At 36.7% G+C, this 13,911-nt stretch carries 12 protein-coding genes and 1 tRNA gene; 7 read left to right on the top strand and 6 right to left on the bottom strand.

Annotated elements, in window-relative coordinates:
• Positions 1-102: 102 nt before the first annotated feature.
• The 4 genes from AC6H0V_RS11745 to AC6H0V_RS11730 are packed head-to-tail and all read right to left on the bottom strand — an operon-like array spanning position 103 to position 6,635.
• Positions 103-3,513 carry an efflux RND transporter permease subunit gene (locus tag AC6H0V_RS11745; protein ID WP_497560368.1) on the bottom strand — a complete coding sequence of 1,137 codons (3,411 nt, stop codon included), beginning with the start codon at positions 3,511-3,513 and terminating at the stop codon, positions 103-105.
• A gap of 40 nt (positions 3,514-3,553) precedes the next feature.
• Positions 3,554-4,645, bottom strand: a complete 1,092-nt coding sequence (locus AC6H0V_RS11740; protein WP_497560367.1) for an efflux RND transporter periplasmic adaptor subunit — start codon at positions 4,643-4,645, stop codon at positions 3,554-3,556.
• Between the two features lie 20 nt (positions 4,646-4,665).
• Positions 4,666-6,003 carry a TolC family protein gene (locus AC6H0V_RS11735; RefSeq protein ID WP_497560366.1) on the bottom strand — a complete coding sequence of 446 codons (1,338 nt, stop codon included), beginning with the start codon at positions 6,001-6,003 and terminating at the stop codon, positions 4,666-4,668.
• Positions 6,004-6,011: 8 nt separating this feature from the next.
• Complete coding sequence (locus tag AC6H0V_RS11730; protein ID WP_497560365.1) at positions 6,012-6,635, bottom strand: TetR/AcrR family transcriptional regulator; 624 nt, start codon at positions 6,633-6,635, stop codon at positions 6,012-6,014.
• A gap of 332 nt (positions 6,636-6,967) precedes the next feature.
• Between AC6H0V_RS11730 and AC6H0V_RS11725 the strand changes: the two genes are divergently transcribed.
• The 6 genes from AC6H0V_RS11725 (at position 6,968) to AC6H0V_RS11700 (ending at position 11,154) form a co-directional block, all read left to right on the top strand.
• Positions 6,968-7,555, top strand: a complete 588-nt coding sequence (locus tag AC6H0V_RS11725) for a TMEM175 family protein (RefSeq protein WP_497560364.1) — start codon at positions 6,968-6,970, stop codon at positions 7,553-7,555.
• Between the two features lie 68 nt (positions 7,556-7,623).
• Positions 7,624-8,640, top strand: a complete 1,017-nt coding sequence (murB, locus tag AC6H0V_RS11720) for a UDP-N-acetylmuramate dehydrogenase (protein WP_497560363.1) — start codon at positions 7,624-7,626, stop codon at positions 8,638-8,640.
• Between the two features lie 156 nt (positions 8,641-8,796).
• Positions 8,797-9,321, top strand: a complete 525-nt coding sequence (locus AC6H0V_RS11715; protein ID WP_497560362.1) for an RNA polymerase sigma factor — start codon at positions 8,797-8,799, stop codon at positions 9,319-9,321.
• Positions 9,322-9,591: 270 nt separating this feature from the next.
• The gene (locus AC6H0V_RS11710) at positions 9,592-10,269 is read left to right on the top strand and encodes a lycopene cyclase domain-containing protein (RefSeq protein ID WP_497560361.1); all 678 of its coding nucleotides are present in this window, start codon (positions 9,592-9,594) and stop codon (positions 10,267-10,269) included.
• Positions 10,269-10,502 carry a cytochrome b5 domain-containing protein gene (locus AC6H0V_RS11705; protein ID WP_497560360.1) on the top strand — a complete coding sequence of 78 codons (234 nt, stop codon included), beginning with the start codon at positions 10,269-10,271 and terminating at the stop codon, positions 10,500-10,502. Before AC6H0V_RS11710 ends, AC6H0V_RS11705 begins: the two co-directional genes overlap by 1 nt.
• Before the next feature lie 214 nt (positions 10,503-10,716).
• A complete protein-coding gene (locus AC6H0V_RS11700) occupies positions 10,717-11,154 on the top strand; it encodes an SRPBCC domain-containing protein (protein WP_497560359.1) in 438 nt (145 codons plus the stop codon).
• A gap of 242 nt (positions 11,155-11,396) precedes the next feature.
• Here the strand turns inward: AC6H0V_RS11700 and AC6H0V_RS11695 are convergent.
• Positions 11,397-11,473, bottom strand: a tRNA-Asn gene (locus tag AC6H0V_RS11695).
• 143 nt (positions 11,474-11,616) lie between these two features.
• On the opposite strand from AC6H0V_RS11695, the gene AC6H0V_RS11690 reads away from it, so the two are divergent.
• Positions 11,617-12,540: a PfkB family carbohydrate kinase gene (locus tag AC6H0V_RS11690; RefSeq protein WP_497560358.1), complete on the top strand. Its 924-nt coding sequence runs from the start codon at positions 11,617-11,619 to the stop codon at positions 12,538-12,540.
• A 348-nt stretch (positions 12,541-12,888) separates the two neighbouring features.
• On the opposite strand, the gene AC6H0V_RS11685 is transcribed toward AC6H0V_RS11690, so the two are convergent.
• On the bottom strand, positions 12,889-13,821 hold the full coding sequence (locus AC6H0V_RS11685) for a metallophosphoesterase family protein (RefSeq protein WP_497560357.1): 933 nt from the start codon (positions 13,819-13,821) through the stop codon (positions 12,889-12,891).
• Positions 13,822-13,911 lie beyond the last annotated feature (90 nt).

Genomic DNA, 13,911 nt, shown 5'->3' with positions numbered 1-13,911 from the left:
TTGCTTATGCATAAAAACCCCTCTTTAATTTTTAAGTTAAAGAGGGGTTTGAAAGCAAACTTACGAAGTTTTAAAACTTCGTAAGTTTATTTAAAAGTAAGTTTATTTATTGGTTGAAAATTTATCTACTCGCTCTGGTTTTTTCTTAAACCAACCTTTGATTAATTTAGAGTTAACATCACCAAGTAAATACATACAAGGTACTAAAATCAAGGTTAGGAAAGTGGCAAATGCTAGACCGAAAATCATAGTCCATGAGAGTGGACCCCAGAAAGCAACATTATCCCCCCCAAAATAAAGATGTGGATTAAACTCTGTAAACAATGTGGTAAAGTCTATATTTAAACCTACTGCAAGCGGAATTAAACCTAACATAGTTGCTGTTGCGGTTAACAATACTGGTGTCATCCTCGTACGTCCAGCTTCAATAACGGCTTCCTTTACGCTCGTCCCTTGTTCGATCAGTAAATCGGTAAATTCTACCAATAAAATTCCGTTTCGAACCACAATTCCGGCCAAAGCCACAATTCCAATTCCACTCATTACAATAGACATTTCCATTCTAAAGATGGTAATACCTAGCATTACACCAATAATACTGAACAATATCTCGCTCAAAATAATCATTGGTTTACTTATTGAGTTAAATTGTGTAACCAAAATAATCAAGATTAATCCTAGTGCAATTAACATCGCTTTTCCTAAAAAAGCAGCTGTTTCCAATTGTTCTTCCTGCTCGCCGGCCATAACTACATTAACTCCAGCTGGCACTTTGAACTGATTAATTTCATTTTGGATTTTCGCAACAACCTCATTTGGGTTTGCAGTTGCCAAAACGTTTGAAGATAAAATGATTACTCTCTTCTCTTGTTTTCGTTTTATGCCACCATAGGTATTTACATAATCAATAGTTGCAAAAGATGATAAGGGCACCTGCCTGATAATTCCGCCCATGCCCATATCCCTATAGGTCATTTTCATATTTCTTAAAGCGTCCAGATTGTTTCTTTGATCTGCTTGAGAACGAAGTGTAATGTCATAATCTTCATCAACATCCCTAAATTTAGAGATATCCTTTCCGAAAATGGCAGTACGTAGATCACTTCCAATCTGACCTGATGATAAACCTTCTCTATTTGCTCTTTCACGATCAAGTTCGAAAACAATTTCAGGTTTGTTGTTCAAGAAATCTGACTTCAGCTCTTCTATTCCGTCGATCTTTTTAGAAACGATATATTTCTTTAAGTTTTCAGAAGTTTTAACCAGCGAATCCAGGTTATCTCCAGTAATTTCAATACTAATTGGTTTGGATGTTGGTGGTCCGCCTTGTTCTTTGGCCACTGTGATCTCTGCGCCAGGAACTCCCTTTACAGCTTTTCTGATCTTATCTAGATAAACTGATGTTTTTTCTCCCGTACGTTTACCATATTCAACAAATGCAACTGTAATCTTGCCTTTATTGGTATATTCTCCTTGATCTTCATCTTGGGGATCGGTAACACCAACGGTAACGTTAGAGATAATCGAAGACACATCTTTATTGTTCTTGCCTACAACTTCGGTTACCTTTTTCTCAAGGCCTTTAATTACTTCATTGGTATGTGCTTGATCTGTTCCCAAGGGAAGGTTTAAGTACACGTAAATGAAATTTGGATCACCCTCTGGGAAAAACACAACCTTAGGTGGCACAACCTTCATTAACGCAATAGTGAAAACCAATAATCCAACAGTGCCCCATAGCATTGCACGTGGCCAGTTCAAAGCCTTTCTTAATAGGCGCTCATAACTTGCTTGAAAACGAGGCCATAAATTATTTTGGAAGTTGATAACAGCTCCTTCAAGATAGAAGTGATTTAAAAGATACAACAGGATCATCAATACCATGAAATTTCCAACTCCAAATCCGATTAAATAAGCTAAGATGGTAATGCCTCCCATAATCAGCAATACCTTTTTAACTTTTCTATCAAAATGGGGTTTTGGTGCCTCATGATTTTCGATCTCCATAAAATCAACCGCAAAAACGGGATTAATAATATAGGCTACTACCAATGAAGCTAACAACGTGATGATTAATGTAACTGGTAAGAAGAACATAAACTCGCCGATTATTCCAGGCCAGAACAGTAAAGGCACAAAAGGGGCCAGTGTAGTTAAGGTACCTGAAAGTACCGGCATAAATACCTCGCCAGCCGCTGCTTTCGCTGCTTTTACAATGGGCACTTTTCCATTGTTAAAAATCCGGTGTGTATTTTCAATTACTACAATCGCATCATCAACCACAATACCCAATCCTAATAAAAAGGAGAAGAGCACTATCATGTTCAAGGTAAAACTGAAGCCAAATAATCCGCCTAAAAATGGCATGGTAATAAAGGCAATAAACATGGATAATGGTACCGAAAGTGCCACAAAAAGCGCATTTTTTACACCCATGAAAAACATTAGGATAATGGTTACCAAAATGAAACCAATGATAATGGTATTAATCAAATCGTGCAAAGTAACCCTGGTCTGATCCGATTGATCACCGGTAATGGTAATTTTAAGGTTTTTAGGTAATGAAGTTTCCTTCATCTCCTTGATCAACGCATTGATCTTATTTGATGCTTCAATTAAATTTTCACCTGAGCGTTTTTTAACATTTAGCGTAATTACATTTTTGCCAAACAAGCTTGCATAGCTATTTTGTTCTTTAAAACTGTCTTTAACTTCGGCAATGTCCCTTAAATAAACAGATTGGCCAGTTGGTGTCTTCACCGTTAAGTTGGCAATCTGATCAGCGCTTGTAAATTCTTTTTTAACATTTAAAGTTCTCTTAAGGCCTTCCATTGTAATATCACCACCCGAAATGGTCATATTCTCATATTTAACAGCATTTTCGATATCAGTAAACGATATTTTAGCAGCGCTCATTTTATTGAGGTCTACATTGATCTGGATTTCTTGCTCTAGCGCGCCAATAATATCAACCCCAGAGATCTCCTTAAAGCTTTCGATCCGATCCTCAAGATCTTTCGCATATTTCTTTAGACTTTTAAGATCGTAATCGCCAGAAAGATTAACGTACATAATTGGCATATCAGCCAGATTAATATCCGACACGGTAGGCTCATTTGGCATATCATTAGGAAGGTCGTCTTTGGCCTTATCCACTGCGTCTTTAACCCGTTGTTTCGCATCAGCAACATCTACATTGGTATTAAACTCTGCGGTTATGATTGAGAAATTCTGATAAGAGTTAGAAGTAACTTTCTTTAGCCCCTTGGTAGATTTTAATTCTTTCTCAATTTGTTTGGTTACCAAAACCTCCATATTGGCAGGAGACATTCCGGGAAAAATCGTAGAAACAAATATTTTTGGAATAATTACCTCTGGAAAATTTTCTTTTGGTAGACCAACATATCCAAAATAACCCATGATGGCAATGATAACCGTTAGCACATAAACTGCTGTTTTGTTATCTATGGCCCAACTTGATGGCCCAAATTCTTTTTTAAAGTCGTCTTTCATCTATTTTAAGATTAAGCATAAATTGTTTATGGAATAATTTTTAGAACTTAACCGCGTCGTCTTCGTTCAAATTTTGTGCACCAGCAGTAATTACTTTATCGCCAATTTTAAGTCCAGATAAAACCTCTACTTTGCCTTCATAAGCTTTTCCGGTTTTAATTATTGTTTTTTTGGCCTTTCCATTTTCGGCGATATACACAAAATCTCCATTCTCTGCCTTTTGAATTGATGAAACAGGTATTACAATTGCGCTTGGGTTTTGATAATCAACAATTTTTAAAACGGCCAACATATTGGGACGATATTTTTTGTTGGATGGTAAATTGATCTGCACCTCAAAACTTCTTGATGCCTGATCGATTGTTTTGGAGGCAAAGTTGATCTTTGTCTTTATACTATCCGGAATATCCGGAAAAATAACGTTTACCTCTCCACCTTGACTTACCCTACCCGCATATGTTTCAGCTACCAATGCTTTTGCTTTAAGTTTGCTAGCATTAATTACCCTAATACCAGACATGCCCGGAGACACAGACTGACCAACTTTCAAATCCATGGCGTCAATTGTTCCGCTAATAGGCGATTTGATTTTATACATCGATATTTGAGATCGCAATGTTGCAATGCGATTTTCTGCAGCCTCTTTTTGGGTTTTGGCATTGATAAATTGAACTTCTGTGCCGATCTTCTGATCCCAAAGATTTTTTTGCCTATTATATAAACTAGTTGCCAAAGTTAATTGAGTCTGTAATTCGTTAATATTCTGACGTAAAACCTTATCATCTAGTTGTGCCACAACTTGGCCTCTCCCTACATTTTGACCAACATTTACGTAAACGGCAGTAACTACACCGGGAACTTCAGGGTTGATCTGGATATTTTCTTCCGCATCAATTTTGCCTTGAATTTCCAAGTAATTTTTAAAGCTGGTTGTTGCTACTTCATAAATGGAAATATCTTTTGCTACTACTTTATTTGTATCCTTGGCATTTAGCTCGGTTTCTAATTTTAGAATTTTTCCGTCCAATTCTGTACGTTGTTTTTTAAGATCAGCTAATTCAGCTTTGGGATCTTTTTTCTGCGAACATGCCGCTAAAAGTGCAATAGCTGAGATGAATAATAATTTCTTCATTTTATTTTGATTATGTAGGGTTAATAATTGATGTTTCCTAAAGCTTTATCCAGATTTACCTTGTTAATTAGCATATCGTATAAAGAATTGATGTAATTGTTTTGGGCTTCTTTAAGCTCTGTTTCTGCACTGGTTACCTCTAAACTTGAACCAACACCTTGATCATATTTTATTTTGGTTACCCGAAGAACTTCTTTAGCAAGGTCCATATTTCTTCTTTGGTTCTCCAAAGATTTTTGACCATTAAAATAAGAGGTTTGTGCTTGTGCAACCTCTAGATCTATGCCATTCTGCAGATTGATCAAGTCGTTGTCTGATTTTTGGACCTCAAGTTTCGCATTACGCAACTGATACAATTTTTGGCCTCCGGATATCAAAGGAACTGATAACCTTAATCCAATAACCGTGGTAGGGAAACGGGTATCGTACAAGTTAGAAAATCGATCAGATTGGAAGTTGGACGAAGTAGACCCAAATGCAGATAATGAAGGGAGGAATAAACTTTTATATCGTTTAACACTTAATTCATTTAATTTCTTCTGGGTTTGCAATAAGGAATATTCTATCCTTTTGTTATAGACCAGATTATCAGTTAAAAGGGGTGTTTTGTTTACGTTCACATCAGTAATCTTATCGGTTAGGGTAAGCGAGCTGTTAATGGTCATCCCCATCTGAAATTTAAGCAGGTTTACATTTAGAGCCAATAACCTTATGATATTTTCGCGTTCGGTAAGCAAATTGTTGTTTAGTACACTTAACCTGTCTACATCTATCTTTTCGACAAAACCATTTTTGAACATTTGCTGGGTATCATTCAATGATTTTTTTAAACGTTCGATATTTGCATCAAGTAATGAAAGTTGTTCGTTATTAACCAAAACAGAATAGTAAGCTTTAGTTACCGCTACAGTTGTTTCAATTCTTGTTCTCCCCGTGTTTTTTACCGAAAGCTCCTTATATGTTTTTGAAGCTTGAAGGCCAACAAAAAAAGAACCATCAAACAAGAGTTGGTTCAGTTCCAATCCAACTCCAGAATTGTACTTCACCCCAAATTTAACAGGGATCTGTGTGCCAGGTGCACCAAAGAACTCGCCAGGCAATAAGCTGGTTGGTACTTTTAAGTAATCTTGGAAACTGGCGTTACCATTAATCTGGGGTAATCCTATTCCGAGAGTTTGTTTAACCGTATTAATGGCGATCTGCTCATCGATCTTAGCATTTTTGATGCTTATCTGATGAGCTTGTGCATACGAAATAGCTTCTTGTAAGCTAAAACTCGCTGTAGTGTCTTTTTGTTGCGCAAGGGCTGGGATAACTGAGCTGAAACAAAAGAGCAAAATGTAAATTGTACGTTTCATATATATAATTAGAGTTGCTTGTATTTTAGTTTATATGTTTTGATTAATTCCAATCCCTTTTCGTTACAGATGCCATATAAAAAATGCTCGGTGATCTCAACCATTACCTGGGCAATGGTATACTGGTTGTTAAGGGTGTAATTGCCGTGTTGTTGACTAAAAATTACATCTATTTGTTCAAGACGTAATTGAGTAAGAATGCCTTTTTTAATTTCTGGGCGATAAACCCCTTCCTTAACCCCACGATCAAGGTTCAAGAGAATTTTTGCACCCAATATCTTTTCTTTAAATTCTTTATAGGTCAGCCATGCTTTGGGATGGTATTTCTGTAAATCATAAAAAAGCTTTGGATTCATGGTGGTTAATAATTCGTTGATATTTGCAATTGCGAAAAAGAGTTCTTGAACCGCATTTTCTGCATTTACCTCGCAATCATGCATGTTGCAATCCTGACTGTTTAATTTTTCTCTGATTAAAATATTAACCAATTCATCTTTATCACTGAAATGCTGATAAATGGTTTTCTTAGACATGCCTAAATGTTTGGCAATGTCATCCATCGTTACACTTTTAAACCCAAACTGGCAAAAAAGTTTATCCGCTTCTTCAATGATGTATTCTTTTACTTCCAATGTATAACTCCTAAATTTGGAAGCAAAACTATGGAAACTTTTTTTAATCCCAAAGTTTCCTGATTAATATTTTTATTTCTTCGATCAATGTCGACTCTTGTTGTTGTATTTCCATGGTACAAAAGAGTAAATTAATGTGTTTCAAAAACAGGTCTTATCGGTGAAATACGGAATTAAGCAGGTGAATTGTAGAGTTAAGGGTTTGGCGTCGCGCGAAAAGCGTTCATGATGCCCAACGCAAGACGTCTAACGCCAGACGAAATTCTACATTCAAATTATAATAGGATTTATTTTTATCTTAGAACCTTAACCTCCAACAACATCAAATAACAATGAAAAAAGGAAGAATCGAAGCTTTCAGTGATGGTGTAATTGCCATCATCATTACCATTATGGTTTTGGAACTTAAGGTTCCCCATGCCACTGATTTTAAGAGTCTGTACGATTTATGGCCAGTTTTTTTAAGTTATGTATTGAGTTTTATATATGTTGGGATTTATTGGAACAACCATCATCACATGTTTATGGTAGTTAACAAGGTTAATGGTGCCGTACTCTGGGCCAATTTGCATTTGCTGTTCTGGCTTTCGATAATTCCATTTGCCACAGCGTGGATGGGAGAAAACTACTTTGCCCCATTACCAATTGCACTGTACGGTTTTGTATTATTAATGAACGGGATTGCTTATACCATCTTAACCATTTCGCTTATTAAACATCACGGGCACGAATCGGTACTTTATAAAGCCATCGGGAGTGATTTTAAAGGAAAAATATCTTGTGCATGTTACATTATAGCCATTCCATGTGCATTTTTACAGGTATGGATTTCAGCCGCTATTTATGGTATAGTTGCCTTAATCTGGCTCATCCCTGATAAGCGGATTGAAAATGTGATAATTGATGATCAAAATAATTAGCTTCCCGATAGCTATCGGGATAGCAAAACCAATTAGCTAATTAGCTATCTTTGGAATTTAAACTAGTTATGTCCCTAATCAAAGAAAACGTTTCCTTAAAATCCTATAATACATTTGGCATAGCGGTAAATGCAACATATTTTGCCGAGGCCAAAAGCGAAGCTGATCTGAAAGAAATCTTTAGCAATCCGCTTGCAAAAAACCAGCAACTTTTGGTATTGGGAGGGGGAAGCAATATGCTGTTTACCAAAGATTTCAATGGATTGGTAATTAAGGTAAGTATTCCTGGTATTACATACAGGGTGATGGAGAACAATATTGAAGTTGCTGCAGGCGGAGGTGTTGTTTGGAACGATCTGGTTAATTATTGTGTTGAACATGGTTTTGCTGGAATAGAAAACTTAAGCCTGATTCCCGGCACTGTTGGGGCATCTCCCATCCAAAACATTGGCGCATATGGGGTCGAACTGAAGGATGTATTTTCATCGTGTGACGCTTTCGAAATCGCCACCGGTAAGATGAAAACTTTTACATATGCTGATTGTAGGTTTGGCTATCGCGATAGCATATTTAAAAATGAATTAAAAGATAAGTATATCATTACTCGTGTAAACTTTCATTTAAGCAAACAGGCGATCCTTCAAACCAATTATGGAGCCATTACTGCGGAGCTTGAAAATAGGTCGATCACTGAACCAACCATTGCTGATATTTCGAAAGTGGTTGCTGATATCAGAGTAAGTAAATTGCCCGATCCGAAAACAATTGGAAATGCAGGGAGTTTTTTTAAGAACCCCATAATTGACCGTATACAGTTTAAAGAATTACTAAAAAATTTTCCGGATGTAGTAAACTACCCCACCTCCGATGATAAAATCAAATTAGCCGCAGGATGGTTAATTGAGCAATGCGGCTTTAAAGGAAAAGTAGTTGGCCAAACAGGTACTTGGAAAAATCAGGCTTTGGTGTTGGTAAACCATGGCAACGCAAGTGGACAAGAGGTGTACATTTTTTCGGAACAAATTATAAATACGGTGTATACTAAATTTGGTGTTAGGCTCGAAAGAGAGGTAAACATTTTGTGACACTACCTTTTTTTACTGTTCAGCGCATATTTTCTTAAAAAAAACCAAATCATGATATTTTTGGTATCATAGTTGTATAAGTTTTAACAACTATTAAGAACAGTAGCTAGACCACATGAGCTCTGTTTCTTTTCTAAAACTTAAAACTTAAAAACTATGACACAGTTACAATTTAACCACCAATTGCACGACTATTCTGGATCATTACAGTCATTTGCTTTAAATTTTACTAAAGATGTGGAAGATGCCAACGACCTCGTACAGGATACCATGTTAAAAGCTGTAACTTATTACAGCAAATTTAAGGAAGGTACGAACTTAAAAGGGTGGTTATTTACAATTATGCGCAATACGTTCATCAACAACTACAGACGCATGGTTAAAACTAATACATTAATTACGCAGAGCGAAGATATTTCTTCTGCAAACCTACATTATAGCGCTACTCGTAATGCAGTAGAAAGCAAATTTGTAATGGGAGATATCCATAAAGCTTTGGCTACATTACAACCAGAATACTATGTTCCATTTATCAAATATTTTGAAGGTTACAAATACCATGAAATAGCTGATGAGTTAGATATTCCAATCGGAACAGTTAAAACACGCATCCACGTTGCTCGTGGCATTCTTAAAAAATATTTAAAAACCTATGCCAAAGATCTATCGGCATCAGAATAATTTAACCTAACGTTAAAAAATATAGTAAGTCTCGATAATAAATCGGGACTTTTTTTGTGGGTTAACATTTCAGATACTGGCAGATTTTATATGGTTATCAAACTCCAGGCTAAAAGGTAATTTTATTAGCCACACCTGCCCGGCAGCTAGGCAGGGATTATTTAGGTTTAACATTCAATAATCTTCTTATTCTGTGGCTTTCATTTTTGATAAGCACGTTTGCGGCTTTTTCGCTCCAAAACCCTACTTTTGGCAAAGACATAATAGCAAATGACCTATACTTATCTAATTATAACAGCTTTTCTTTTCCTTATCCCCTTTTGTTTTGCAATAGACAGTAAAGTTTTCGAGTTAACACAACTGAAAGCTGCGATTATACCATCAATTCTAGCGGCAGTGGTTTTTTCGATCGTGGCTATCTTCTTTACCATGCATAAAGTATGGGTATTTAATCCCTCTTATCTTTTAGGTATTTATTATTGGGCTTTCCCCCTAGAAGGATTCTTGTTTTTAGTTGCTTTCAGCTTCGCTGGATTAGGAACATACAGTTATCTGAATGCTAAGTTTCCAAACAATGAACTACAGAAATATAGTTTGGCATTAAGTAACCTTATCCTTGGCATTTTAGTCGCCGTTTTATTTTTCGCACATAGCAAATGGTTCCCACTAATTTCGGTCTCGATAGTATTTGTGTTATTACTAGGCATAGAGTATGTAAATAAACTAAGGTTTATGTATCAATTCTATCGGGCTTTTTTGGTGTTTTTAATTCCATCTTACATCGTTTATGGGCTGATCGGCAACCTTCCGATAATTTCCTATAGCAAGGTAGAAAGTATTGGAGTTAACCTTGTTAATATCCCTTTTGAAATCCATTTTTATATGATGGGCATCTTGTTATTAGGTGTATATCTGTTAGAATTTTTCAACTACCGGACAGCCAGATAATGGAATTACCAATTTACACAAAGCAGCAGTTGGCGCTTAGAAATGGTCAGGATAAGCCTGAAGTTTGGATAGCGTATAAAGGGAAGGTCTATGATGTAGGGAGCAGTCGATTGTGGAAAGATGGTAAACATTACGAGCATTGGGCCGGACAAGACCTCACTGGAGAGCTTCCGGATGCTCCCCATACTGATGCTGTATTTGAAAAGTTCGATGTGATAGGGGAATTGAGGTAGGTTTAACCTAAAACTTCTCAGACTGCAGAATAATTAAACCATATAAGACACATATGAAATTGAACCTTGCAACCTTTGCGGTTAATTTACTTGTCATTCACAGCCGTTACACCATATAAGCCTTTGGGGTCCTTTGGCAACCTTTGCGGTTAGTGTTGGACTTAGCAAAAACAAACAGTCATATTCATCCGTTTTAACTCTAAAATTAAGCGAAATGAAATACGTGGTTAAAAAAAGCATTGATATTGTTTCCAAACCTGCGCAGGTTTGGGATGCATTAACAAATCCAGAAAAGACCAAAAAATATTTTTTTAATGCTAGGGTAATCTCCACTTGGAAAAAGGGCAGTAAGATTACGTTTAAAGGAAAAATGTTCTTTTTTATAAAGTTTAAAATGACAGGTAAGATCTTGGAAATTGAACCGGGAAAACGATTGAAATATACACTCAGTAATACGGGCGATAAAGAGAATGGTTCGTTTTCTACAGTAACCGATCAGCTTGATTATAAAAATGGAATTACAAAGCTTACCATTACCGATGATGTTGGACAGGGTAGTGGAGCCGAGAAAAGGTTTAAACGCTCAGAAAAAGGATGGGATAAAATACTTAAAGGTCTGAAAGAACTTGTAGAAGGTTCCCCATCCTCCTGAAGGATAGTAAGATGTGGATTCCTGCCAATCAAACCATGACTAATAACTCTTATAGCTCCCTTCGCTACTGCCTTCCGAACAGGCTGTTGCTCTGGATAAACTTCTCGCCGGGGTATAAAATAAAAAAAGCCACAACTTTCATTGTGGCTTTGGCTCCCTCTGCTGGGCTTCCTTCGCTCCGCTCTGGATAAACTTCTCGCCCGGGTATAAAATAAAAAAAGCCACAACTTTCATTGTGGCTTTGGCTCCCTCTGCTGGGCTCGAACCAGCGACCCTCTGATTAACAGTCAGATGCTCTAACCAGCTGAGCTAAGAGGGAGTACTGGTTAATCCTAAAACGCCATTTTGACAATGTCAAGAACATAATGCCTTGTTCGTTTTGGGAATGCAATATTAGGGCTTTTAAATTATTTATGCAATATTTGTAGAGAAAAAATTCAAAAAAAATATAACCCAATAGATATGAGCCTGATAATCATAGGTACTGTGGCTTTTGACGCCATTGAAACCCCATTTGGTAAAACCGACAAAATCGTTGGTGGCGCCGCAACATACGCAAGTTTAGCCGCATCCTATTTTTATGACAAAACAAAAATTGTTGCCGTAGTGGGCGATGACTTTGAGAAAGAAGACATCACTATGCTAAACAACCATGGTATTGATACCGAAGGCTTACAGATTAAAGAAGGTGAAAAATCGTTCTTCTGGAGCGGTAAATATCATAATGACATGAACAGTCGTGATACTTTGGTAACAGAATTGAACGTACTGGAGCATTTTGACCCCATCATTCCCGCGAGTTACCAAGATTGCGAGTACTTAATGCTGGGCAATTTAACTCCTCAAATACAGCGAACAGTAATTGAGCGCTTAAAAACCCGTCCAAAATTAATTGTATTGGATACCATGAATTTTTGGATGGATATTATGATGGATGATTTACTGGAGACCATCAAGTTAATTGACGTACTTACGATCAATGATTCTGAAGCACGCCAACTTTCTGGCGAATATTCATTAGTTAAGGCAGCAAATAAGATTTTAACTATGGGTCCGAAATACCTGATCATTAAAAAAGGTGAACACGGAGCGTTGTTGTTCCATGAAGATAAAATTTTCTCGGCCCCTGCGCTTCCTTTGGCTGATGTTTTTGACCCTACTGGCGCCGGAGATACCTTTGCTGGTGGATTTATTGGGTATTTATCGCAAGTTGGAACAGTAAATTTCAATAATATGAAAAATGCACTGATTTATGGTTCTGCGCTTGCTTCATTCTGTGTAGAAAAATTTGGAGTAGAGCGATTATTAGAGTTAGACAAATCAACAATTGCTAAACGATTACAGGAATTTGTAAGTTTAAGCAGCTTTGAAATCACGCAAGATTAAGTAAACAAGTTGAAAAAGAATCTGTTGTAAATCTTAAACCCAACGAGCAGAAGTTAGAAGATGATGGTGTAAAAAAAAACGTACAACCACAGATTTTAAACTTTTTTATGCCGAGTGAAATCTAATCTCTATCTTAGAGCAGATTTTGATTAGCTACATAAAATTAAAGATATAAGCGCTGCAATTTCTTAAATCATCCCTACTTGTCTATAGGATATCCGAACAATATCCATCAAAATATTCAGCTAGCGGAAGAAATTGATTCTGATTGAGCACGGATTCAGTCGCTTTAACCTCTCGGCTTACACTGAGAGGTTTTTTTATGCAATACTGAATCCTAAACTACAGTTATTTCCAAGGGTAAGATACTATTTCCCGTTTACAGCTACCATCATCAAAGAAGTCGAATATCGCATATGCAGGATCAAATTCTTGAAAGGCCCCATTCCACCAATTTCCAGAAATAGCGCCATTGCAATAATAATCTACCTCGTGGTAATTAATCTCATCCTGTAAATGGATGTGGCCACTTAAACATACCTTAATATTTGGATGCTGATTAAATAAGGTTTTAAGGGTAAAGAAATCTGAATGCATTAAGTTGCGCTTGATCATCAGATCGCCATTTGCTTCCGTTTTATTAAAGAAAAGTCCCGCGCAGATAGATAAAATCGGAATATGGGATATGATGCATATGAAACCATCTGCAGGTATTTCGTTCAGTTTGTTTTTTAACCAGACCAATTGTTCTTCATCAATTTTTCCAATATAACCCCCCGCTGGATTATTCTGTGTACTGTCTAAAACAATAAAATTCCATTTGCCTTTCTTAAAATGATAATAGCGGTTAGACATTTCCAGCTCCTTAACCGCCCAGTTTTTTCCAAACAACGGATCGGTAGGATCTGGGTTTTTTTGAAACCATCCATATACATCGTGGTTGCCTATGCATGGGTAAACAGGTAATCTGTTCTCCCTTTTCATTATAGAATGATAGAGACTCCATTGGGTTTGCACTGACTCTTTTGTTGCTGCCAGTGCATCCATGATACAATCTCCTCCATTAACGATAAAGTCTACTTTGGGCGTCAAACTATTGATATGCTTTACTGCTTTTTCCATGCCAAGTTCCGGGACGGCGCCAGGTTTAACATGGATGTCGGACATAAAGGCAAAGCGAAGAGATTTTTTTGCTTGAGGATCCTTTGATAAAATCACTTCTGGTACAACAGTAAGCCCCGCTGCGATAAAACCGGATTGAAGAAATTCTTTTCTTTTCATGGATAATAAAAATGGACGTAGTTATTTCTGATGTAAGTTAACAAGTTTATAGAAAAACTGAAAGTATTTAACGGAATAGGATAAGACAGT

It is taken from the genome of Pedobacter sp. NO84, from assembly GCF_059703915.1.
This window is presented reverse-complemented; position numbering and strand designations above follow the sequence as displayed.

Coding starts and splice junctions, on each gene's coding strand:
- AC6H0V_RS11745 (WP_497560368.1), bottom strand. CDS start 3,513: ATGAAAGACGACTTTAAAAAAGAATTTGGGCCATCAAGTTGGGCCATA.
- AC6H0V_RS11705 (WP_497560360.1), top strand. CDS start 10,269: ATGGAATTACCAATTTACACAAAGCAGCAGTTGGCGCTTAGAAATGGT.
- AC6H0V_RS11700 (WP_497560359.1), top strand. CDS start 10,717: ATGAAATACGTGGTTAAAAAAAGCATTGATATTGTTTCCAAACCTGCG.
- AC6H0V_RS11740 (WP_497560367.1), bottom strand. CDS start 4,645: ATGAAGAAATTATTATTCATCTCAGCTATTGCACTTTTAGCGGCATGT.
- AC6H0V_RS11690 (WP_497560358.1), top strand. CDS start 11,617: ATGAGCCTGATAATCATAGGTACTGTGGCTTTTGACGCCATTGAAACC.
- AC6H0V_RS11735 (WP_497560366.1), bottom strand. CDS start 6,003: ATGAAACGTACAATTTACATTTTGCTCTTTTGTTTCAGCTCAGTTATC.
- AC6H0V_RS11710 (WP_497560361.1), top strand. CDS start 9,592: ATGACCTATACTTATCTAATTATAACAGCTTTTCTTTTCCTTATCCCC.
- murB (WP_497560363.1), top strand. CDS start 7,624: ATGTCCCTAATCAAAGAAAACGTTTCCTTAAAATCCTATAATACATTT.
- AC6H0V_RS11685 (WP_497560357.1), bottom strand. CDS start 13,821: ATGAAAAGAAAAGAATTTCTTCAATCCGGTTTTATCGCAGCGGGGCTT.
- AC6H0V_RS11725 (WP_497560364.1), top strand. CDS start 6,968: ATGAAAAAAGGAAGAATCGAAGCTTTCAGTGATGGTGTAATTGCCATC.
- AC6H0V_RS11715 (WP_497560362.1), top strand. CDS start 8,797: ATGACACAGTTACAATTTAACCACCAATTGCACGACTATTCTGGATCA.